The organism is Halorubrum salinum (assembly GCF_024494575.1).
Lineage (GTDB): Archaea > Halobacteriota > Halobacteria > Halobacteriales > Haloferacaceae > Halorubrum > Halorubrum salinum.
This window is the reverse complement of record NZ_JANHDO010000005.1, coordinates 44,770-65,168: the sequence shown is the minus strand read 5'-3', so window position 1 is coordinate 65,168 and position 20,399 is coordinate 44,770. Positions and strand designations below refer to the sequence as shown.

The window sequence follows — 20,399 nt, the reverse complement described above, 5'->3', positions numbered from 1 at the left end:
CGGCGACACCTAAATCATTCGCGCGCGCCGGGCGGCAGCGGGTCGGCGTGGTCGGCGATCGCCTCGGCGACGCGGTGCGGCTCTTCGTGGACGACCCAGTGGGTGGCCGTCTCCAGCGTGAGGAGCCGGCCGTCGGCGCAGTGCTCGACGCTCCGCCCGGCCATCCGCCTGGTGAGGAACTGATCTCTCGCGCCCCAGAGCACGAGCGTCGGGACCTCGACCGCGGTCCGCTCGGGCGAGGGGCGCTCGCGGACGATCGCTCGGTACCAGTTCACCATCGCTTGGAACGCGCCGTCGCGGTTCCACGCCCGGCGGTACCGTCTGACGTCCTCGTCGTCGAACGTTCCGGGCAGACTCGACTCGCGGAGGCCGCGCACCGCGAGCCGCCAGTTCCCGGCGCGGGCGACGGCCTCTGGCACCCTCGGAAGCTGGAACGCGAGGACGTACCAGCTCTTGAGCCGCTGGTCCCACGAGCCGCGAAGCTCCCGCTCGAAGACGGTCGGGTGCGGGACGTTGACGGCGACGAACTCCGAGACGCGCTCCGCGTGGTGGAGCGCGAGCCACCAGCCGACGGCCGCGCCCCAGTCGTGGCCGGCGACCGCCGCAGTCTCCCGCCCGTAGGCGTCGATAAGGCCGACCACGTCCCGCGCGAGTTCGCCGATCCGGTAGTCGCGCACGGCCGGCGGCTTCTCGGAGCAGTTGTACCCGCGCTGGTCGGGGACGACGACCCGGTAGCCCGCGTTCGCGAGCGGCGCGATCGCCTCGTGCCAGCCGTACCAGAACTCGGGGAACCCGTGTAGCAGGACGAGGAGCTTCCCGTCTTCGGGGCCGGCCTCGACGACGTGGAGCCGGACCCCGTTCGTCTCCACCGCTCGCGACTCGCCGGGTACCGAATCGGGAATCTCGTCGGCCGGAACCGGCTCGTCGAGGATGTCAGCGCTCCGCACGGCGGGTGCGTCGGTCCCGCCGCTCGGGTCGGTCCCGTCACTCGGATCGATACCGGCTTCGTGCATACCCGACCGTGGGTCGCCAGCGGCAAATAGCTACGCTCGGGCCCGACGTCGGTGCAATCGAAATCCTCAAGCCGCTGGCAGTCGCCAGTCCGGGTAGACTAGCGATTCTGACGCCCGGCCCGGACGCGGTGGGGACGTCGCCCGCGACGGACGGCGACGGTCCGGGACGGACCGGACGGCACCGGATCGAACCGGGACAGCTCGGATCGGATCGGCCGGCGAAACGCGGTTCGGTCGGGCCGGGGTCCGTCGGATCCGTCCGAGTCGGCCGACGTCTCGGTCGCGTCGGAACGCGCGGATCGCACACCATGGCATCGAACACGTCATCACCGGACGGGACAGCACCGGAGGAAACGAACGGCTCGGCGGGCGACCTCGACAGCGCCGGCGCGTCGTCGGAACCGGACGCCGACCGTCCCGACGTCTCGAACGTCCTGCTCGTCACGATCGACTCGCTCCGGGCGGACGCGATCGCGCCGTACGACGGCGACCGCCACTCGCCGGTGTTACAGGGCCTCGCCGACGGCGGCACCGTGTTCGACAACGCCTTCGCGACCGGCAACTGGACGCCCTTCTCGTTCCCCTCCATCCTCGCCTCCGAGCCCGTCTTCGCCCGCAACGGCGACATCGGCGTTCGAGGTGCGGAGACGCTCGCGTCGGTGCTCTCCGACGCCGGGTTCGCGACCGCGGGCTTCAACGCCGCGAACGGCTTTCTCACCTCCCACTGGGGGTATCCGGAGGGGTTCGACGAGTTCGAGCCGTTCGTCACGAGCGTCGGATCGAGCCGGTACAGCCGGTACCTCGCGGCACACCCGACCGTCGAGGCGTGGATACAGCTCGCGACCTCGCCGATCCGCCGGCTCGGCTCGAAGTTCCGCGGCGAGAGCGACGACCGACCGTTCCTCGACGCCTCGCGGATGTTCGACGTGGAGGACGCCGCGACGGGGTTCATCGACGACACCGACGACCCGTTTTTCCTCTGGGTCCACTACATGGACACCCACACGCCGTACGTGCCCGCGCCGCGGTACATCCGCGAGGTGTCCGACGGGATCGTGGGGACACACCGCATGCTGCACGCGCACACCCGGACGAGCCTCGGCTGGGAGGTCGGCGAGCGGACCCTTCGAGAGCTTCGGACGCTGTATCAGGCGACGGTGCGACAGGTCGACGCGAGCGTCGGGCGACTGCTCGACGCGCTCGACGCGGCCGGCATCGCCGACGAGACGGCGATCGTCGTCGCGGGCGACCACGGCGAGGAGTTCCAGGAACACGGCCACCTCGCACACTACCCGAAGCTGTACGACGAGCTCATCTCCGTGCCGCTCATCGTGAACGCCCCCGGCGCGGACGGCGGCCGGCGCGTCACCGAGCACGTCGGGCTCGACGCCGTTCCCCCGACCGTGGCCGACCTCTTGGGCGTCGACGCGCCGGACGACTGGCGCGGCGAGTCGGCCGTGCCGGCGGTTCGCGGTGAGGGGGCCCTCGACGACGATCCCGTCGTCTCCGTGACGGTGCGCGGCGAGGAGGTGACGGAACAGCCGATCCCGCGGTCGATGGCCGACGGCGACCTGCTCGTGAGCGTCCGCGACGCCGAGTGGACGTACATCGAAAACGTCGACGAGGAGACGGTGGAGCTGTACCACAGGCCGTCAGACCCGACACAGCAGACGGACCTGTCCGCCGATCCGACCGAGGAGCAGCGGGCCGTCATCGAGCGCTTCGCGCCGATCGCCGCCGCCCACGCCGCGGAGCTCCGCGAGCGCGGAGCGGAGTCCGCGGCGGCGGGCGGCGAGGGGGACGAGGTCGACGCCGACCTCGAAGCCCGACTGGAGGCGCTCGGGTATCGGTGATGCTACGGGCGATCCTCCGCGACCTCGCGAGCGGACCGATCGCCGTCCAACTCCGTCGGTTCGTCATCGTCGGCGCGGTCACGGCCGGGATCCAGATGGCCCTTTTGTGGGCGTTCGTCGACGCCGCGGGCGTGAACTACCTCATCGGCGCGACGGTCGCCATCGAGATCACGATCGTGTTGTCGTACGTGTTCAACAACGCGTGGACGTTTCAGGCGAGCCAGAACACGGGCGTCTCCGAGTACCTCACCGGACTGTTAAAGACGAACCTGGTACGCGGGACCGCGATCCCGATCCAGCTCGCCGTGCTCTTCGCGCTCGTCGAGTGGGCGGGAATCCTGTATCTCGTCGGAAACGCCGTCGCCATCCTCATAAGCGGCGTCTACCGGTTCGTGCTCGACTCGCTCTGGACGTGGGGGTGACCGCCGGTTGATCGGTCGGCTCACAGCCGAAAAGAAGACGCTCACGAGTCCAGTCGTGGGTCACTGACAGCACGCACGTTTACCCGTTCGGTGTCTGTACGAGGTGACATGACAGACCCGACCGGTGACTTCGACCCGGAAGCGCCCGAGGAGCGCGAGGTCGCGGGCGAGGCGGCGAGCGACCGCTCCGATTTCCTCTCGCTCATGGCACACACGTACCGCGGCGAACTCGGCCGGACGACGTCGTGGCGAACCCGGATCGACCGGACGACAAACTGGGCCGTCGTGCTGGTGGCGACGCTCCTCACGTGGGCTTTCTCGGGGGGCTCGCGGCCGCATTACGTCCTGCTCGTCGGGGTTGCCATGGTGACGGTGTTCTTGGGGATCGAGGCCCGCCGCTACCGCGTGTACGACATCTGGCGCTCTCGGGTGCGGCTGCTCGAAGAGAACGTGTTCGCGAACGCGCTGGACCCGGAGGGGGTCAAACAGCGAAACTGGCGCGAACTCCTCAGCGAGGACCTCCGGGAGCCGGCGGTGAAAACGCCGCTCGTCGAGGCGGTGTCGCGGCGGCTCCAGCGCGTCTACTTCGCACTGATCTCCGTGTTGATAGGGTCGTGGGCCGTTCGGCTGACGGTGTTCGCCGAGTCGTCGGCCGGGGTGGTCGAGACCGCGGCGGTGGGACAGGTCCCGGGCGGCGTCGTGCTCGCGAGCGTGGCGCTGTACTACGCCGCCGCGCTCGCGCTCACGTTCTGGCCGGGCCGGCGGCGAGCGAAGGGCGAACTGCAGTCACGGCCCGACACGGACGAGTGGAAGTGACCGCCCGCGGGGGAGCCCGTCGGTGAGGGGGGAGTCCGAAAGGGCCGGTCAAAACGGGAACCGCGGTTCGAGCCGCGCGACGAGGTCGCGAACGGCCTCCTGTTTGTAGTAGCCGACGACGGACGCGAGGACGACGAGCGCGATGAGCACGAACGCCAGCCGGAACCGCCCGACTGCCAGCTGACCGCCGGCGTACACGGTGATCACGTACGCCGGGAGTCGGCCGACGCTGATGACGGCGATGAACGTCCGGAGCCGCCACTTGGTGAGTCCGCTCAGGAAACAGATCGCGTCGTCGGGGAGCCCGGGGATCACGACGAACGCGAACAGGCCGGGGATTCCCACGGTGTCGACGAAGTCGTCGAACCGGGTGATCACGTCCTCGTGGATCACCTCCTCGACGAACGAGCGGCCGTAGCGCTTGGCGAGCGAGAAGGCGACCGCGCTACCGATCAGGACGCCGGTGAGGCTGTAGACGGTGCCCGCGACCGGACCGAAGAGGTATCCAGCGACGAGCGCCACAACCTGTCCCGGGATCGGCGCGACGATCACTTGGAGCGCCTGAATCAGGATGAACACGAGCGGGGCGAGCACGCCGAACTGACGGAGCCACGTGCGGAGCGCCTCCTGGTCGGTGAGGAACGTGGCGTACTCGCGGACGAATAAGTAGAGGGCGAGGAAGCCGATCGAGACCCCGACCAGCGCGAGGATCCCTCGACGACGGTCCGACGCCGAGGCAAAGAGTTGCATCCACGCTACCAACCGGCACGGGACATCTTGAACCTTACCAAACGGGGACACGCCGCGGCCGTGTGGGTGACCGGTCGCGCTGGCGTGTGCGGAAGGTACAAACCGCTCGTCTCCCAACCGTGTCCCATGTCATCGCCGCTCGCGGACGAGCCGGTCGAACCGCCCGCAGAGGGAGCCGAGCCGCTGACCGAGTCGGGGTACGCCGAATACCTCGACACGCTCGGCGAGGCGTGGGAGGTCGTCGACGGCCACCACCTCGAAGCGACCTACGAGTTCGACGACTTCGCGGCGGCGCTCGCGTTCACGAACGAGATCGGCGAACTCGCCGAGGCGGAGTGGCACCACCCCGACATACACCTCTCGTGGGGGGAGGTCGGCGTCGAGATGTGGAGCCACGACATCGACGGTCTCGCCAAGTCGGACTTCGTGATGGCGGCGCGCATGGACCGGATCTACGAGGGCGAGTGAAGAGAGCGGCAACGGACGGGTTTAAAACCCTCCCGGCGAAACTGGGGTGCAATGAGTGCGAACGTCTTTCTGGTTCCGGTCGATCCGGAGAACTTCGATCGAACGGTCCGGTCCGCGGTCGATCTCACCGAGTACGACGACCGTCCCGACGCCCTCGGCGACGTCGACGAGGCCCGCCTGTGGGCCGTCGACGACGACAGCGGCAACGGCTCGACGTTCGACCGGATGGAGTCCGGCGACCTCCTCCTGTTCTACCACGACGGCGAGTACGTCGCGACCGGCCGCGTCGGCACGACGTTCGAGGACGACGACCGCTGGGTCAGCGGCACGTTCTGGACCGCGTTCCCGACGACCCGCGTGTACACCGTTACGGACTTCACCGCCGTCTCCGCTCCCAAGCGCGCCGTCAACGCGCTGTTCGACTACTCCAAGTCGTACACCCCCGGATTCATGCGCGTCGCCGACAGCCGGGTGACGGCCGACCTCTCGTCTATCGAATCGGCGATCGACCACTACACGAAGCGGAACGCCTAGCGCACGCGCCCGACGACTGGCGCGGGCACGACCGAATCCGGGGTCGACTTCTGCCGTGCGTCACGCCGCCTCGAACAGCGCCTCGTACGCCGGTCCGTACGCCGACGCCACGCGGTCCGGGTCGCCGCGTTCCTCGCCGCCGAGCGCCGGCAGGTCGACGGTCGCGAGCGGGTCGACCATCCCCGTCACCGCGTCCGTGTGCTCCTCGCGCGTCCCCTCGCGGGGGCTTCCAGACGCCACCGCCCGCGCCTTCGCGTATCGGTCCCCGGCGTAGATCCGCGCTCGCCCGGGGTCGACGACCGCGACCGCGTCGGGGGCGACCGGACCGTCGCGCGGGAGCGGGCCGGCGACGTCCGCGTACGACTCGACGACGACGGGGACGCCGCCCGCCGCGGTCGACGCGACCCGCTCCGCGAGGCGGTCGAACGCCGGGAGGTACGCGGCCGCCATCACGTCGTTGAACGCGGCCACGCCCTCGACGCGGGTCGCGTCCGCGAGCGGAAGCCGGTCCGCGAGGTCGTCCGGGAGCAGGCCCGCCGACTCGGCCGCACCGTTGACGACGAACCGGGTCTCCGTCGCCGTCGCGGCGTCCGCCGACGTGTCGTCCCCGACCGCCGCGGGCGCGGTCACCCGGTCACAGAGGAACGTGCGGTCGGCGTCGCCGAGCATCCCGGTCCGGTCGGGCGTCGGCAGCCACAGCCGATGGACGGGATTGATCGACTCGGGCGTGATCACGTCGGCGGCGTCCGCGAGCGGCCGCGTGCTCGCGGCCGCGAGCCGTCGGGCGTCCTTGCCGTAGAGGCGTCCCGACTCCGCCGCGATCCGGTAGTCGTCGTGGTCGAACCAGAAGTCGTTGCCGGCGCGGGGCTTGACGCCGACGGCGTCGCCGACGCGGTCGGCGAGCGCGCGCACGAGGCCGGTCGAGAACGTCGTCTTGCCCGCGTCGACGCGCGCCCCGCCGGCGACGAGAAGTACCGGAGCGCCGTCGCCGCGTCGCTCTCCGCTCACGACTCGGCGGGCTCGTCGGCGTCGGTTTCGTCACCGTCCGTCCCGTCGTCGGCCGCCGGTCCGGACGCCGACTCGGCGGCGGTCGGATCGACCCCGTAGTAGCCGGGACCGTCCTCCGAGAGCGGCTCCGCTATCACCATGTCGTCGGCGTGGCTCATCACCCAGGGGATGGCCCAGTCGATCAGCACGGCCTCGGTGTCGGGGGCGACGTCGGCGTCCGGCTCCAGCCCCTGAAGCAGCCGACCGATCTCCGGGATCGTGTACATCAACTCGGGGTCGAACAGCTCCGCGGGCTCGTAGAACTCACACGGGAACGTCTCGTCGAACGCGTCTTTCGGTTCGGGCATGCGCGGGGCTACGCCCGCGGGTCCGTAAACGGTGCCGATAGGCGTCGACGGACGCGCCGATCCGACGCGACGGCGGCGTCGACGAGCGTCGGCGGACTGCCGGCCGCGTCGCCGGCGATCTCTCCCCAATTCAGAAGATGTTCGCTTGGTCGTACACGGAGATGCCGGTGTCCGTGATGTCGTACGGCTTCGTCTCCCGAGAGTGGTTCGCGTCGCGGATCTTCTGTATCTCGACGGCCAGCCGGGTCTCGCGGAAGTCGGAGCCCCGGACGTACTGCAACACGAACACCGCGTCGGTCAGGTACTCGACGATGCCGTGCCGGGAGGCGTACGCCGACTCGTCGCTGGCCTCGGAGGTGAGAAGCGTCGTCACGCCGGCGTCCTTCAGCGACCGGGTGAACCCGAACACCTCGGAGCGGCGCTTCGCCGGGTGGTCGTACATCATCTCCAGAAGCGAGACGGAGTCGAGCACCAGCCGGTCGGCGTCGAACTCGGCGATGAGCCGCGTGAGGTCGTTCCGGATGGAGGCGAGCGAGTTCGCCATCTCGATCGGGTCGATGGCGACGACCGCGAGCCGGTCCTCGGCGGCGTGCTCCTCGAAGGACCACCCCTTCTCGGCCGCCGTCGACAGGATCGACTCCCGGGTCTGTTCGAGCGTGATGTAGACGCCCTTGCCGCCGGATTCGAGCGCCGCGTTGAGAAACTGGAGCGCGAACGTCGTCTTGCCGGTTCCCGCTCCCCCGATCACCGAGATCAGCGACCGGGCGGGGATCCCGCCGAGGATCATCTCGTCGAGCCCCTCGATCCCGACGTCGATCCGCGGGATCGCCGACTCGAACTCCTCGGGGTCGACGTCGAACTCCGCGGGGCTCGGGGCGTCCGCTCCGCCGGGCGCGTCCGTCTCGCCCGCGCCGCCGCCGAAGCTCGCGAACCCGAACTCGTCGTCCGGCGAGGGTGCAGTCCCTCGGTACCCCCCGAACGGGTCGGCGTCGGCGGGCGGTCCGTCGTCGAAGTTCGTGCCGTGGTCGGGGGCGGCCCCGCTGTCGCCGCCTGCCGTTCCGTCGCTGTCGGCGTCTCCCTCGTCGCTGTCGGCGTCTCCCTCGTCGTCTCCGGACGTCTCTCTGAACCCGCCGAACGGGTCGTCTTCGGCCGGCCCGTCGCCCGCACCAGCCCCGTCGGGATCCGAGCCCGCCACGGCGTTGGGTTCGCCGTCGTCGCCGCTGTCGGACCGCTCTCCGGCGTCGTCGCTGTCGGCGTCGCGGTCGTCGCCGTCGGACGCCTCGTCGATCTCGCCGAGCGCGCGCTCGAACCAGTCGTCCTCCTCGCTCATCGTCCCAGTCGGCCGTGAGGGGTCGACATGTGACGGGCAACGAGGGCGCACGGCTTGAAGCTTTCCGGGAGCGCGAGTCGCCCGAGGGGTCGGCGGCGGGGGAGTCGTCACACCGGGCGATGTCCGCACGCTTTTGTTCGCCCGGTCGGATCGGTGGCGCATGGACGTAGGCATCGTGGCGCGAAAGGGGAGCGAGCGAGCGGTCGCGGTCGCGGCCGATCTCAGAGACGCCGTCACCGCGGCCGGCGCGTCCGTCTGGGTCGACGCGGAGACCGCGGACGCCCTCGACGGAGCGGCCGACGGTCGCTCCGTCGAAGCGCTCGCTGACTGCGACCTCGCCGTCGCCGTCGGCGGGGACGGGACGTTCCTCTTCGCCGCGCGCAACGCCGGCGACACGCCGATCGTCGGGATCAACCTCGGCGAGGTGGGCTTTCTCAACGCGGTGTCTCCCGAAAACGCCACGGAGGCGGTCTGCAACGAGGTCGAGGCGTTCGAGCGGGGCGAGATGGACGTCCGCGAGGTCCCGCGGCTCGCCGCGCGGTCAGGCGCGTGGACGTCGGTGGCCGCGGCGAACGAGATCGTCATTCAAGCCGGCCGCCGCGGTCCGGGAGCCGGGATCGACTACGCGGTCCACGTCGACGGCTCCCGGTACACCGGAGGCCACGCGGACGGCGTCCTCGTCGCGACGCCGACCGGCTCGACCGCGTACAACCTCTCCGAGCGAGGACCGCTCGTTCACCCGAGCGTGAGCGGGCTCGTCGTCACCGAGATGGTCGCCGAGGAGGGGATGCCGCCGCTCGTGACGGACATCGACTCGACCGTCACCGTGTCGGTCGAGGGCGTCGACGAGGCCGTCGTCGTCAGCGACGGCCGAAACGTGACCGAACTCGACGCGCCCGCCGAGGTGACCGTCGAGCGGACCTCGCCGCCGATGCGGATCGCGGGGCCGCCGTCGGACTTCTTCGAGGCGCTCGGCAAGCTCTCGTGAGTCGAACGGGTAACCCACAAAGCGTTTATTCTCCGGTGGGAGACCACGTCCCGTGACTCGTCGGGCCGTCATCACGGGGTACGCCGTCGCCGCCGTCGCCGTCGCGGTCTCGGTCGCGGCCGCGTGGACCGCCTCGCCGGCGGCGGTCGTCGGCCCGCTCGCCCGCCTCGCGGACCGACCGGTGTTGTTCGGCGTCGCGCTGCTGGGCCTCGCCGCGGTTCGCCCGGCGATCGCGTGGCCGACGACGCTGCTCTCGGCCGCGGTCGGTTTCGGGTACGGATGGGTCGGCGCGCCGGTCGGCGTCGCGCTCGTGACGGCGACCGCGATACCGCCGTACGGACTCGCCCGGACCGGTCGGGCACGGTCTCCCGACGGCCGCGTGGGGCGCGTGACCGCCCGCGTCTGCGACGCCGGCGAGCGACTCGCCGCGGTCGCCGGGAGCGCGCGCACGGTGGCCGCGGCGCGGCTGTTACCCCTGCCCTCGGACGCCGTCTCACTGGGGGCCGGCGTCGCGGGCGTGCCGCTCCGTCCGTTCCTCGTCGGCACCGCCGTCGGCGAACTGCCGTGGGTGCTCCTCGGCGTCGCCGTCGGCGTCTCGCTCGACCGGCTGGCGACCGGCGACCTCTCGGTCGTCGACCCGACCGCGCTCGTCGCGATGGCGAGCGCGGGAGTGCTGCTGCTCGCCGGGCCGGTGTACCGAACCGTCAGCGGAGAATCCGTCGCGACGGCGTGACCGTCGCACGAGTGACGACCCCCGCGTCAGCGGCGCGAGTCGTCGCGTAGGTGGGACGTTCGACCGCCCGAACGCAGTCGCCTGCGTCAGCCGGTCGAACCGAATCGTGTGCCTCTGATCGGAGACCGACGCGAGCGTGCATTCCCCTGGTCCCCTACTCCCGGGACCGCTCCCAGCCCTAACCCCGAAGTCGCCGTCACGCGAGCCGTCGCCGGCCCGGATTCGCACGACTTCCACGGGGGACCGAGGGGCGCACACCTCGTTCGCGGAGTGCAGACGAGACGCTCGCGGCCGACGCGACTCGACCGCGAGCGTGCCGCCGCGTCCGCGAGCGCGCCGGCGTCAGCTCTCGTTTCCGTCGGTGTCGCCGCCGTCTGCGTCTCCGTCGCCGCTTTCGGTGTCGTACGAGACCTCGATCCCGCTCGGGACGGGACGGAGCAGATACGAGCCCGTGCCCCGGCGGACGGGGGCGAAGTCGGCGGTGAAAGTCGTCTGGGTGTTCTCGCGCACCTCGAACGTCTCGTTGAACGTGAGCGGGGCGTTTCCCGGGAGATCGACCGTCGCCTCGTCGCCGCCGGAGAGCGTTCCGTCGACCGCCGAGACGTCGAGCTGGAGGAACTGATAGGTGCCGACCGACAGCTCGCGCTCGTCGATCAGCCGCGTCTCGCCGTCCTGTAGCCGGACGAGATCCGCCTCCTGTGGCTCGTCGAACTCGAGGTACTCGCGGCCGGCCGGTTCGCTCTCGTCGTCGCCGTCGTCCGTCTGATCTCCGCTGTCGTCCGTCTGATCTCCGCTGTCGTCCGTCTGATCTCCGCCGTCGTCCGTCTGATCTCCGCCGTCGTCCGAGTTGGCCGCACCGTCCGCGTCGCCCGTCTGGTCTCCGCCGTCGGCACCGCTTTCCGCGCCTTCGGGACCGAGCCAGATTCCCTCGATGGTGACGACGAGCGACTCGAAGTCGGCGATGTCCGCCGGCTGGTCCGTCACCCGAGTCGCCAGCGTCCCGGTCGCCGTGCCGACGCAGCCGGCGAGGCCGGCGGTCGCGAGCGCGGCGGCACCGGTGGCCTGCAGATAGCGCCGCCTGCCGAGCCCGTCGGCGGCGAGCGGTCGATCAGACACGCTAGGCACCCCCGTCGTCCTGCTCGTCGCCGGGGGCCGCGTCACCCGCGATGTCGCTCACGGTGTCGCCGAGACCGTCGACGTCGCCGGAGAGGAAGTCGGTGACGCCGCCGAGGATCTCACCGACGAAGTCGGGGACCGGATCCGGGAGGTCGCTCGGCGGGCCGGCGGCGGTCGCGTCCGCCCCGCCGCCCGGGGCGTCGGAGGGCCCGGGCGCGGCAGCGACGGCACCGGCCGCCACGCCGGCTCCGATCAGTGCGGTCGCGGCGAGCGCGGCGAAAAGCGTCGTTCGGATAGCGTTCATGTGCACCTCCCGCTCGGGGCGCTACCACCTTCAATACCGCAAGCCGTTCGCCCGATTTTCGCCCGATTAACTCGGTTTAACGGTTAAAACGCGGGCGAACGCACGATCGAGCGGATCCGGTCGCGAAACTCCCCGGGTCGCGGGCGCTGCGATCCCCTCCGCGCGGTCGCGTCCGAGCCGCGGCCGCGGCGGGGGTCACCGACCTCCGAGTCGGTCGGCGGGCTCGGTAGGATATCCGCAGTCGCATGTCAAGACCCTCTCTCGATCAACAGCAGGCGGAGTTGGACACCGGGGAGCGCGAGCACCTCGAAGACGTCGTCGCCGAGATGCGCGAGCGCGAGGACCTCCACGGCACCACACCGCTGGGTCGAGCTGTTTTCGGACCGTTAACGGTAACTGACAGTCGGAAGTGGACCCCGAGCCGAGACTCACCGCAGATCGCCCCGATTTGCGGAGTGAATCGCCGGACTGCGAGGTGCCGTTTTGTAGGACCAATTGGTCGCACAAAATACGGCGAATTTGAGGGACGCGAATCGGCCGAATTGGGAGCTATGGACGGCTCTAAAAGCGGATTTTATTTTGCTCCAATCCGACGTAATTTCGGATGGGCGCTGCAGGATTTGAACCCGCGACAGCTTGGTCCGAAGCCAAGCACTCTATCCAGACTGAGCTAAGCGCCCCTGTATCCGGTACTTGCTGTGTTGGTGTTAAGTCCCGCGATTTTGTATGGATCCGGGGTGGGTGGTGTCGGTCGTTCCGGCCATCGCTGGCGATCAAAAAGAATATTATTCGTACTGGGGATTATTCCTGTAGTTAGATGTGTCTTGGTCGTACGGCGTCACAGCCGAATGAGCGGCCCGAATTTCTTCAGTCGTCCCTGAGGTGCGCCCATGTATGACCTGAGGCCCCACTTCGAGGAAGAAGTGGAACTCGGCACGAATCTTCTGTTGATGGGGCCGCCACTGAGCGGCAAGCGGTCGTTGATGTTGGATATGTTGGCAGACGGAACTGACGACGGGGACGGAGCCATCGTCGTCACGACGAAAGACGGGGGTGAGCGCGTTCTGAAAGACTACGCGAAGCGGACGCCCTACGAGGGGAAACCCGTCGCCGTCGTCGACTGCGTGACTCGCCAACAGGGCGTGAGCGATCCGGGTGAGTCGGACCGGATCAAATACGCGTCGTCGCCCGTCGACATGACCGGGATCGGGATAAAGCTCTCCGAGTTCTTACAGGCGTTCGGCGACCGCGGCATCGACCGAAACCGCGTGATGGTACACTCGCTGTCGACGCTGTTGATGTACTCGGACTTACAGACCGTGTTCCGGTTTCTTCACGTGTTCACCGGCCGGATCCAGAGCGTGAACGGGCTCGGACTGTTCAGTATCGACTCGACCGCACACGACGATCAGGCGATGAACACGATAAAACAGCTCTTCGACGGCGTCATCACGCTTTCAGAAGACGGCGAACCCGAGATCCGGCTCGCCTGAGGCTCGGGCCGACAGGCCGGGTGACGTCGAACCTCGGGATGATTTACGGTGTCGCAGTGCGTACCCCGACGCATGCCCATCACTGATGACGCCGAACTCGACGCCGTGTTCGACGCCGACACTATCGCCGTCGTCGGCTGTTCGACGACGCCCGGCAAGGCCGCCCACGAGGTGCCGGCGTACCTCCAGCGAGAGGGGTATCGCGTTATTCCGGTGAACCCCTTCGCCGACGAGGTTCTCGGCGAGCCCGCCTACGACGCGATCGGCGACGTCGACGCCGAGATCGACGTGGTCGACGTGTTCCGCCCGAGCGACGAGGTGCCGGAGATCGCCGCGGCCGTCCGCGACCGGCACGCGGCGCGGGGCGACGCCGGAACGATGTGGCTCCAGCTCGGCATCAGCCACGACGAGGCGGCGGGCGAGACGGAGGCGGCGGGGATCGACGTGGTCCAGGACCGGTGTATGAAGGTCGAACACGAGCGGCTGCGCGGCTGACCGCAGAGCGGACCTCGCCGGGAAGCGGCGGCAAAAACCGCGTCACGAACCGGTCGCCGAAACCGCGGATCGAACACACTTATGCCGTTCGTCCGGCTTCGAAGAGGTATGAGCGAGACCGATGCGGAGGCCGATGACGCGGCCGCGGTGACGGTCGTCCTCCCGGACGGATCAGAACTCGACGTGCCGGCGGGGGCGACTGTCGAAGACGTCGCCTACGAGATCGGCCCCGGACTCGGCCGCGACACCGTGGCGGGGAAGATCGACGGCGAACTCGTCGAAAAGCACGCGACGGTCCACGACGGCGCACAGATCGAGATCGTCACGGACCAGTCCGACGAGTACCTCACCGTGTTGCGCCACTCCGCCGCCCACGTGTTCGCGCAGGCGCTCCAGCGGCTCCATCCCGAGGCGACGCTCACCATCGGTCCCCCGACCGACGAGGGGTTTTATTACGACGTGACCGACGTCGACCTCGACGAGGACGACCTCGACGCGATCGAAGCCGAGATGGAGGCGATCATCGAGGCCGACTACGAGATCGAGCGCGAGGTCCGCTCGCGCGAGGACGCCAAGGCGATCTACGCCGACAACGAGTACAAACGGCAGATACTGGAGGAGGAGGCCGACGACGAGGAGGTCACCTTCTACGTGCAGGACGGCTGGCGGGACCTCTGTCAGGGGCCGCACGTCGACTCGACCGGCGAGATCGGCGCGGCGACCCTACTGGAGGTGTCGGCCGCCTACTGGCGCGGCGACGAGGACAACGACACCCTCACCCGCGTGTACGGGACGGCGTTCGCCTCCGAGTCCGACCTCGAAGAGCACTTGGAGCTGCGCGAGCAGGCCAAAGAGCGCGATCACCGGAAGATCGGACAGGAGATGAACCTCTTTTCGATCCCGACGGTGACCGGTCCCGGACTCCCGCTGTATCACCCGCCGGGGAAGACGGTGCTCCGCGAGCTGTCGAACTTCGCGAACGAGCTGAACCGCGAGAACGGCTACGAGGAGGTCGAGACGCCGCACGTGTTCCGGACTGAGCTGTGGAAGAAGTCCGGCCACTACGAGAACTACAAAGACGACATGTTCCTCCTCGACGTCAACGACGAGGAGTACGGCCTGAAGCCCATGAACTGCCCGGGCCACGCGACGATCTTCGATCAGCAGTCGTGGTCGTACCGCGACCTGCCCCAGCGCTACTTCGAGAACGGGAAGGTGTATCGGAAAGAACAGCGCGGCGAACTCTCCGGGCTCTCCCGGGTCTGGTCGTTCACCATCGACGACGGGCACCTGTTCGTGCGACCCGACCAGATCCGTCAGGAGATCGAGTCGGTGATCGAGATGATCTTCGAGGTCGTCGAGACGCTCGATCTCGAGGTCGAGGTCGCGCTGGCGACCCGACCCGACAAATCCGTCGGCGGCGACGAGATCTGGGAGTCCGCCGAGGACCAGCTCCGCGACGTGCTCGAATCCGGCGGCTACGACTACGACGTCGAGCCGGGCGACGGGGCCTTCTACGGCCCGAAAATCGACTTCGGCTTCGAGGACGCCCTCGGTCGCGTCTGGGACGGGCCGACCGTCCAGCTCGATTTCAACATGCCGGAGCGGTTCGACCTGACCTACACCGGCGAGGACAACGAGGAGCACCAGCCGGTGATGATCCACCGGGCGCTGTACGGCAGCTACGAGCGCTTCTTCATGGTGCTCATCGAGCACTTCGACGGGGACTTCCCGCTGTGGCTCGCCCCGGAGCAGGTCCGCATCCTCCCCGTCTCCGACGAGACGCTGGGGTACGCCCACCGCGTGAAAAACGAGTTGGAGGACGCGGGCTTCCGCGTCGAGGTCGAGGACCGCGACTGGACGGTCGGCCGGAAGATCCGCGCGGGCCACGACGACCGGCTCCCGTACATGGTGATCGTCGGCGACGACGAGCAGGAGGCGGGAACCGTCTCCGTGCGCGACCGCTTCGAGAACCAGCGCGGCGACGTCGACCTCGACACCTTCGTCGACCACCTCGTCGACGAGCGCGACGAGAAGCGGACCGATCCGGACTTCGTCGACGCGGCCTAGCCCCGTCTCGTCCGTCCCCGTGGTCCGGTGTGGCACGGGAACGCTCGTTCCGCTGAACTTTTGACGGTCACCGCCGCGATATCCGGTATGAGCGAAACGCCGCAGATCGACCCCTCGATCGAGGCCGCGCCCGAGGTCGACGAGCTGACGCCGCCGGACCGAACGCTTATGGGTCCCGGCCCGAGCGACGTCCATCCGCGAGTGCTCAGGGCGATGAGCACGCCGCTCGTCGGTCACCTCGACCCGGCGTTCATCGAGATCATGGACGAGGTACAGGAGCTGCTTCGATACACGTTCCGGACCGATAACCGGTGGACGATCCCCGTCTCCGGTACCGGTTCCGCGTCGATGGAGGCCGCTATCGGCAACCTCGTCGAACCCGGTGACACGATGTTGGTGCCGACGAACGGCTACTTCGGCGGTCGGATGCGGTCGATGGCGGAGCGCGCCGGCGGCGACGTGGTCACGGTCGACGCGCCGTGGGGCGAGCCGCTCGACCCCGTCGACGTCGAGCGCGCGTTCGACGAGCACCAACCGGACGTGTTCGGGTTCGTCCACGCCGAGACCTCGACCGGGGTGTTACAGCCGAACGTCCCGGAGCTGACAGATATCGCTCACGCTCACGACGCTTACGTCATCGCCGACTCGGTCACGTCGCTCGGCGGGGTCGAACTCCGGGTCGACGACTGGGACATCGATGTCGCCTACTCCGGCTCGCAGAAGTGCCTCTCGTGTCCGCCCGGCGCGAGTCCGCTCACGCTCAACGACCGGGCGATAGACAAGGTTCTGGACCGCGAGGAGCCGACCAAGTCGTGGTACCTCGACCTCTCGCTGCTCGAAGGGTACTGGGGCGACGAGCGCTCGTATCACCACACCGCGCCGATCACGAACGTGTACGCGCTCCGCGAGGCGCTCCGGCTCGTCGCAGAGGAGGGCATCGAGGCGCGGTGGGAACGCCACCGCGAGGTCGCCGGTGAGCTGAAGTCGGGGTTACAGGACCTCGGCTTGGAGATGAACGCGGCAGACGAGTACTGGCTCCCGAGCCTGAACGCCGTGCAGGTTCCCGACGGCGTCGACGACGCCGCGGTCATCGACCACTTGCTCGCCGAGTACGACATCGAGATCGCCGCCGGCCTCGGTGACCTCGCCGGCGACGTCTGGCGGATCGGCTGCATGGGCTACTCCGCGCGCCCGAAGAACGTCCAGTACGCGCTCTCCGCGCTGGATGACGCACTCGCCGCCCAGGGACACGAGGCGTAGACTCCCGATCACCAGATTCGGCGACGCGTCCGAGCCGGATCTTTTTGTTTCGGGCCCGCGTCCGGACCGAGTATGGGCGACTCGGTCTGCGACCGACGGTTCTGTCCGGCCTGCGACCTGGCCGTCTCGCGTGAGCGGGACGCCTGTCCGGAGTGTGGCGCGCCGATCCGGGAGTGAGTCACCCCATCGTGTCGGCGTACTTGTCGCGACGGTAGAGGTCGATCTCCTGAGCCGTCGACCCCGGTCGCGACGCCGCGAAGGCGATCGCCTCGGCGATCTCTTCGGGCTCCGTCACCGATCCCGGTTCGAACCGCTCCTCGAACGGCTCGCCGTCCTCGCTCCCGAACTCGGTGCGGACCTCGGAGGGGTTGACCACGCTCACGGCGACGCCCTCGTCGCCGACTTGCGCCGCGACGCTGTGGGCGAATCCGCGCACCCACCACTTGGTCGCGGCGTACACGGGGTTGAACGGGCGGGGGAACTTCCCGGCGAAGCTCCCGACGAAGACGAGCGACCCCTCGCTCGCTTTCAGGTGTGAAAGCGCCTCTCGGGTGAGAAAGAACGTTCCGTCGACGTTCGTCTCCTGCATCGCCGCGTACGCCTCGTCCGTCATCGTCTCGACGTCGCCGCCGCGGCCGAGTCCGGCGTTCGAGACGACCACGTCCAGTCCGCCGAACGCCTCGACGACGGCCTCGACCGCCGCCGCGGAGGTCGCCCGATCGCGGACGTCTCCGGGAACGACGAGGGCCCGTGCGTCGTACTCGGCTTCCAGCTCCTCGGCGATCGATTCGAGCCGCTCCTCGCGACGGGCCAGGAGGGCGACGTTCGCGCCGCGCTCGGCGAGCGCGTGCGCCGTCGCCTCGCCGATCCCCGAACTCGCGCCCGTCACCAGGACCGCCGCGTCGTCGAGCGTCGTCATGTGCGGACGGTCACGCACCGCGGTCATAAAAGCCGCGCCGTCTGCGCCACTCGCGTCCGTGCCGGCGACTCCGTCCGTGCCACCCGCGTCCGCGCTCAGACGTCTCCGGCAGGTCGGCGAAGAGGGCTCACTCCAGTCGGTCGGCCAGATCGTGGAAGTCCTCGATGACGATGTCCGGCTCGGGGCCCAGCTCTTCGGTCGGAAGCTCCTTTCCGGGACGGGACACCCACGCCGTCGACATTCCGGCGTGTTTCGCGCCCCACACGTCGCGCATTCCGCCGCCGGAGGCGTGTAACACCTCTTCGATCGGCGTGTCCGTCCGGTCGGCGGCGTGCTCGTAGATCGCCGCGTCCGGCTTGTACGTCTCCACCTCGTGCGCGCTGATCGCGTCCGTCACGATGTCGCCGAGGCCGGCGGCCGCGACCAGGTGGTCCAGCATCTCGGGCGAGCCGTTCGAGACGATGTACACCTCGTAGCCCGCGTCGGTGATCCGCTCGATTCCCGCCTCGACGTCGTCGAAGATGGACAGTTCGTCCTCGTACACGGTACGGCGGATCTCGTCGCGGGTGGCCTCCGGTACGTCGTACCCGTTCGCTTCGAGGGCGTAGCGGAGACCCTGTCCGATGAGGTCCCAGAACGGCTCGTAGGCGTCGATGTCGTTCGCGATCATCGAGTACTGGAGGTACTGCGCGCGCCACAGCTGTGAGACGGCCTCCGCGTCGTCCAACCCGTCGACGTGCGCTTCGAGCACCGCCTCCTGTGAGCCGATGTCGACGAGCGTGCTGTACGAGTCGACCGTGACCGTCGAGATGGAATCGTACTCCATGCGCACGCTACTGCGTCCCAGATGATAACCGTGGCGTCCGCCGCTGCCGCCACGATTTATAAACCGCAGACTCGAGGTGGGCGTATGGACTACCGACGGCTCGGCAACACGGGACTGTCCGTCTCGGAACTCTGTTTCGGGACGTGGCGATTCGGACGCGAGACGAACGGCGTCGTGGAGACGGGCCGCGAGGAGGCCCACGAACTCCTCGACGCGGCGGAGTCTCACGGGATCAACTTCATCGATACGGCGAACGTCTACGGGACGCCGAACGGGACGAGCGAGAAGTACGTCGGCGAGTGGCTCGACGAGCGCGACCGCGAGGACTACGTGATCGCCTCGAAGGTGTACTTCCCGTTCGACGGCCGCGGCGAGCCCGGCCCCAACGACTCGGGGCTCGGCCGCAAGCACATTCGGGCGCAAGTCGAGGGGACGCTCGACCGGCTCGACACCGACTACCTCGACATCTACTACATCCACCGCTTCGACGAGGAGACGCCCGTCGAGGAGACGATGCGCACCCTCGACGAGCTGGTCTCGGCGGGGAAAGTGCACTACCTCGGCGCGTCGACGATGGCGGCGTGGCAACTGACCAAGGCGCTGTGGACCGCCGACGCCAACGACTACGCGGGGTTCGACGTGGTCCAGCCGCTCCACCACGCCGGCTACTACGAGGACGTCAAAGAGTACCTCGACGTCTGTATCGACCAGGACATCGCCGTCTGTCCGTACTCGCCGCTGGCCGGAGGGTTCCTCACCGGGAAGTACGAGCGCGCCGACCCGGACGACCCGGAGCAGGTGATCGCGCCGGACGGGTCGCGGGCGAGCCTCGACGACCGGTTCGAGCGGTTCTATCTCTCCGAGCGCGGCTGGAAGGTGCTCGACGCGGTCCGCGAGGTCGCGGCCGATCTCGACGCGACGCCGGCGCAGGTCGCGCTCGCGTGGCTCACCGAGTGGGACGAGTTCACCTGCGTCCCCATCGTCGGCGCACGTACGACGGAACAGCTCGCAGAGAACGTCGCGGCGACGGACCTCGAGCTCTCGGACACACAGTGGGACCGGATCATGGACGCGCGGTACGACCCCGACGGCACCCTCTGGGGTCACTGATTCTCGGCTGACGACCGCGAAGCGGCGCGGGCCGTAGGGGATCTACTCTCCGAAATCCGGCAGGTCGTCCGGGGCGTCGAACTCGGCCTCCCAGTCGATGTACTCCGATTTGAGCGTCTCACAGACGATCTGTCCGAGCTCCGTGAGTCCGGCGTTGATCGCGGAGACCGTCCCCCACGAGTTCAACTCGGGGTGGAGGTCGCGCTCCTTCCAGTCTTCGGGGAGCCCCGGCGCGTGGTAGCCCACGCGGTCTGCGAAGTCGTCCCAGAAGAAGTCGAACCGAGAGACCAATCCGAGGTCGACGGCGATCCGCCAGTCGTCCTCGTCCATGTCGCTCGTCGCTGCCCACTCGCCGAACGCCTCCTCCCACGCGCCCTCGCGGAGGAACGCCTCCAACTCGTCGCGACGGTACTCGCCGCCCGCGACCTCCGCGTCCTCGTACTCGTTCGGGTCGACGGCGGCGAGTTCTGGCGGGTCCGGTGGGTCGACGTCGAGGCTCATGTACGGCGATCCGCGCCGCCGACCCAAAACGGTGCGGGTCGCA

22 protein-coding genes and 1 tRNA gene are annotated in these 20,399 nt (G+C 68.9%); 12 read left to right on the top strand and 11 right to left on the bottom strand.

Features of this window, described 5'->3' with window-relative positions; translation table 11 throughout:
- Positions 1-14: 14 nt before the first annotated feature.
- Complete coding sequence (locus tag NO930_RS12600; RefSeq protein ID WP_256403726.1) at positions 15-1,013, bottom strand: alpha/beta fold hydrolase; 999 nt, start codon at positions 1,011-1,013, stop codon at positions 15-17.
- Between the two features lie 308 nt (positions 1,014-1,321).
- Between NO930_RS12600 and NO930_RS12595 the strand changes: the two genes are divergently transcribed.
- From NO930_RS12595 to NO930_RS12585, 3 genes are all read left to right on the top strand, one after another.
- Complete coding sequence (locus NO930_RS12595) at positions 1,322-2,866, top strand: sulfatase family protein (RefSeq protein ID WP_256403725.1); 1,545 nt, start codon at positions 1,322-1,324, stop codon at positions 2,864-2,866.
- Positions 2,866-3,288, top strand: coding sequence for a GtrA family protein (locus NO930_RS12590; protein ID WP_137784356.1), 423 nt, complete (start codon positions 2,866-2,868; stop codon positions 3,286-3,288). The genes NO930_RS12595 and NO930_RS12590 overlap by 1 nt, the downstream gene beginning before the upstream one ends.
- Before the next feature lie 108 nt (positions 3,289-3,396).
- A complete protein-coding gene (locus NO930_RS12585; RefSeq protein ID WP_256403724.1) occupies positions 3,397-4,104 on the top strand; it encodes a DUF2270 domain-containing protein in 708 nt (235 codons plus the stop codon).
- 48 nt (positions 4,105-4,152) lie between these two features.
- On the opposite strand, the gene NO930_RS12580 is transcribed toward NO930_RS12585, so the two are convergent.
- Complete coding sequence (locus NO930_RS12580) at positions 4,153-4,854, bottom strand: TVP38/TMEM64 family protein (protein WP_256403723.1); 702 nt, start codon at positions 4,852-4,854, stop codon at positions 4,153-4,155.
- 126 nt (positions 4,855-4,980) lie between these two features.
- Here NO930_RS12580 and NO930_RS12575 point away from each other — a divergent pair, with 126 nt between their 5' ends.
- Both NO930_RS12575 and NO930_RS12570 read left to right on the top strand, forming a co-directional pair.
- On the top strand, positions 4,981-5,322 hold the full coding sequence (locus NO930_RS12575; RefSeq protein ID WP_256403722.1) for a 4a-hydroxytetrahydrobiopterin dehydratase: 342 nt from the start codon (positions 4,981-4,983) through the stop codon (positions 5,320-5,322).
- A gap of 51 nt (positions 5,323-5,373) precedes the next feature.
- The gene (locus tag NO930_RS12570; protein ID WP_137784583.1) at positions 5,374-5,856 is read left to right on the top strand and encodes a hypothetical protein; all 483 of its coding nucleotides are present in this window, start codon (positions 5,374-5,376) and stop codon (positions 5,854-5,856) included.
- Between the two features lie 60 nt (positions 5,857-5,916).
- Here the strand turns inward: NO930_RS12570 and NO930_RS12565 are convergent, their stop codons facing one another.
- The 3 genes from NO930_RS12565 to NO930_RS12555 all read right to left on the bottom strand — a co-directional run bounded on the left by NO930_RS12565 (position 5,917) and on the right by NO930_RS12555 (position 8,541).
- On the bottom strand, positions 5,917-6,864 hold the full coding sequence (locus tag NO930_RS12565) for an ATPase (protein ID WP_256403721.1): 948 nt from the start codon (positions 6,862-6,864) through the stop codon (positions 5,917-5,919).
- On the bottom strand, positions 6,861-7,211 hold the full coding sequence (locus NO930_RS12560; RefSeq protein ID WP_256403720.1) for a DUF5827 family protein: 351 nt from the start codon (positions 7,209-7,211) through the stop codon (positions 6,861-6,863). The genes NO930_RS12565 and NO930_RS12560 overlap by 4 nt, the downstream gene beginning before the upstream one ends.
- Positions 7,212-7,341: 130 nt before the next feature.
- Positions 7,342-8,541, bottom strand: coding sequence for a KaiC domain-containing protein (locus tag NO930_RS12555; protein ID WP_137783893.1), 1,200 nt, complete (start codon positions 8,539-8,541; stop codon positions 7,342-7,344).
- Positions 8,542-8,701: 160 nt separating this feature from the next.
- Here NO930_RS12555 and NO930_RS12550 point away from each other — a divergent pair, with 160 nt between their 5' ends.
- Together NO930_RS12550 and NO930_RS12545 are read left to right on the top strand one after the other, a co-directional pair.
- Positions 8,702-9,529 carry an NAD(+)/NADH kinase gene (locus NO930_RS12550; RefSeq protein ID WP_137783892.1) on the top strand — a complete coding sequence of 276 codons (828 nt, stop codon included), beginning with the start codon at positions 8,702-8,704 and terminating at the stop codon, positions 9,527-9,529.
- A gap of 52 nt (positions 9,530-9,581) precedes the next feature.
- Complete coding sequence (locus NO930_RS12545; RefSeq protein WP_256403719.1) at positions 9,582-10,262, top strand: TVP38/TMEM64 family protein; 681 nt, start codon at positions 9,582-9,584, stop codon at positions 10,260-10,262.
- 342 nt (positions 10,263-10,604) lie between these two features.
- Here NO930_RS12545 and NO930_RS12540 read toward each other — a convergent pair whose 3' ends face one another.
- The 3 genes from NO930_RS12540 to NO930_RS12530 all read right to left on the bottom strand — a co-directional run bounded on the left by NO930_RS12540 (position 10,605) and on the right by NO930_RS12530 (position 12,362).
- Positions 10,605-11,378: a DUF4382 domain-containing protein gene (locus NO930_RS12540; RefSeq protein WP_256403718.1), complete on the bottom strand. Its 774-nt coding sequence runs from the start codon at positions 11,376-11,378 to the stop codon at positions 10,605-10,607.
- Position 11,379: 1 nt separating this feature from the next.
- Positions 11,380-11,682 (bottom strand): hypothetical protein, encoded by a 303-nt coding sequence (locus tag NO930_RS12535; RefSeq protein ID WP_137784334.1) that lies wholly within the window; start codon positions 11,680-11,682, stop codon positions 11,380-11,382.
- A 605-nt stretch (positions 11,683-12,287) separates the two neighbouring features.
- Positions 12,288-12,362, bottom strand: a tRNA-Arg gene (locus NO930_RS12530).
- 210 nt (positions 12,363-12,572) lie between these two features.
- On the opposite strand from NO930_RS12530, the gene NO930_RS12525 reads away from it, so the two are divergent.
- The 4 genes from NO930_RS12525 to NO930_RS12510 all read left to right on the top strand — a co-directional run bounded on the left by NO930_RS12525 (position 12,573) and on the right by NO930_RS12510 (position 17,000).
- Entirely contained in the window at positions 12,573-13,175 is a 603-nt protein-coding gene (locus NO930_RS12525; RefSeq protein WP_137784381.1) for an RAD55 family ATPase, read from the top strand.
- A 72-nt stretch (positions 13,176-13,247) separates the two neighbouring features.
- A complete protein-coding gene (locus NO930_RS12520; protein ID WP_256403717.1) occupies positions 13,248-13,670 on the top strand; it encodes a CoA-binding protein in 423 nt (140 codons plus the stop codon).
- An 81-nt stretch (positions 13,671-13,751) separates the two neighbouring features.
- Positions 13,752-15,740, top strand: coding sequence for a threonine--tRNA ligase (thrS, locus tag NO930_RS12515; RefSeq protein WP_256403716.1), 1,989 nt, complete (start codon positions 13,752-13,754; stop codon positions 15,738-15,740).
- Between the two features lie 87 nt (positions 15,741-15,827).
- The gene (locus NO930_RS12510) at positions 15,828-17,000 is read left to right on the top strand and encodes a pyridoxal-phosphate-dependent aminotransferase family protein (protein WP_256403715.1); all 1,173 of its coding nucleotides are present in this window, start codon (positions 15,828-15,830) and stop codon (positions 16,998-17,000) included.
- 178 nt (positions 17,001-17,178) lie between these two features.
- Here the strand turns inward: NO930_RS12510 and NO930_RS12505 are convergent, their stop codons facing one another.
- Entirely contained in the window at positions 17,179-17,919 is a 741-nt protein-coding gene (locus tag NO930_RS12505; RefSeq protein ID WP_256403714.1) for an SDR family oxidoreductase, read from the bottom strand.
- A 127-nt stretch (positions 17,920-18,046) separates the two neighbouring features.
- Entirely contained in the window at positions 18,047-18,751 is a 705-nt protein-coding gene (locus NO930_RS12500) for a haloacid dehalogenase type II (RefSeq protein ID WP_256403713.1), read from the bottom strand.
- A 78-nt stretch (positions 18,752-18,829) separates the two neighbouring features.
- Between NO930_RS12500 and NO930_RS12495 the strand changes: the two genes are divergently transcribed.
- Positions 18,830-19,855 carry an aldo/keto reductase gene (locus tag NO930_RS12495; protein WP_256403712.1) on the top strand — a complete coding sequence of 342 codons (1,026 nt, stop codon included), beginning with the start codon at positions 18,830-18,832 and terminating at the stop codon, positions 19,853-19,855.
- A gap of 42 nt (positions 19,856-19,897) precedes the next feature.
- Here the strand turns inward: NO930_RS12495 and NO930_RS12490 are convergent, their stop codons facing one another.
- Positions 19,898-20,356: a DUF7992 family protein gene (locus tag NO930_RS12490; RefSeq protein ID WP_137784167.1), complete on the bottom strand. Its 459-nt coding sequence runs from the start codon at positions 20,354-20,356 to the stop codon at positions 19,898-19,900.
- Between the last annotated feature and the right edge of the window lie 43 nt (positions 20,357-20,399).

Excerpts from the sequence above, each read along its gene's own strand:
- NO930_RS12495 (WP_256403712.1), top strand. The coding sequence starts at position 18,830 with ATGGACTACCGACGGCTCGGCAACACGGGACTGTCCGTCTCGGAACTC.
- NO930_RS12570 (WP_137784583.1), top strand. The coding sequence starts at position 5,374 with ATGAGTGCGAACGTCTTTCTGGTTCCGGTCGATCCGGAGAACTTCGAT.
- NO930_RS12575 (WP_256403722.1), top strand. The coding sequence starts at position 4,981 with ATGTCATCGCCGCTCGCGGACGAGCCGGTCGAACCGCCCGCAGAGGGA.
- NO930_RS12585 (WP_256403724.1), top strand. The coding sequence starts at position 3,397 with ATGACAGACCCGACCGGTGACTTCGACCCGGAAGCGCCCGAGGAGCGC.
- NO930_RS12600 (WP_256403726.1), bottom strand. The coding sequence starts at position 1,013 with ATGCACGAAGCCGGTATCGATCCGAGTGACGGGACCGACCCGAGCGGC.
- NO930_RS12505 (WP_256403714.1), bottom strand. The coding sequence starts at position 17,919 with ATGACGACGCTCGACGACGCGGCGGTCCTGGTGACGGGCGCGAGTTCG.
- NO930_RS12560 (WP_256403720.1), bottom strand. The coding sequence starts at position 7,211 with ATGCCCGAACCGAAAGACGCGTTCGACGAGACGTTCCCGTGTGAGTTC.
- thrS (WP_256403716.1), top strand. The coding sequence starts at position 13,752 with ATGCCGTTCGTCCGGCTTCGAAGAGGTATGAGCGAGACCGATGCGGAG.
- NO930_RS12555 (WP_137783893.1), bottom strand. The coding sequence starts at position 8,541 with ATGAGCGAGGAGGACGACTGGTTCGAGCGCGCGCTCGGCGAGATCGAC.
- NO930_RS12520 (WP_256403717.1), top strand. The coding sequence starts at position 13,248 with ATGCCCATCACTGATGACGCCGAACTCGACGCCGTGTTCGACGCCGAC.
- NO930_RS12550 (WP_137783892.1), top strand. The coding sequence starts at position 8,702 with ATGGACGTAGGCATCGTGGCGCGAAAGGGGAGCGAGCGAGCGGTCGCG.
- NO930_RS12535 (WP_137784334.1), bottom strand. The coding sequence starts at position 11,682 with ATGAACGCTATCCGAACGACGCTTTTCGCCGCGCTCGCCGCGACCGCA.
- NO930_RS12595 (WP_256403725.1), top strand. The coding sequence starts at position 1,322 with ATGGCATCGAACACGTCATCACCGGACGGGACAGCACCGGAGGAAACG.
- NO930_RS12525 (WP_137784381.1), top strand. The coding sequence starts at position 12,573 with ATGTATGACCTGAGGCCCCACTTCGAGGAAGAAGTGGAACTCGGCACG.
- NO930_RS12590 (WP_137784356.1), top strand. The coding sequence starts at position 2,866 with ATGCTACGGGCGATCCTCCGCGACCTCGCGAGCGGACCGATCGCCGTC.
- NO930_RS12510 (WP_256403715.1), top strand. The coding sequence starts at position 15,828 with ATGAGCGAAACGCCGCAGATCGACCCCTCGATCGAGGCCGCGCCCGAG.
- NO930_RS12490 (WP_137784167.1), bottom strand. The coding sequence starts at position 20,356 with ATGAGCCTCGACGTCGACCCACCGGACCCGCCAGAACTCGCCGCCGTC.
- NO930_RS12580 (WP_256403723.1), bottom strand. The coding sequence starts at position 4,854 with ATGCAACTCTTTGCCTCGGCGTCGGACCGTCGTCGAGGGATCCTCGCG.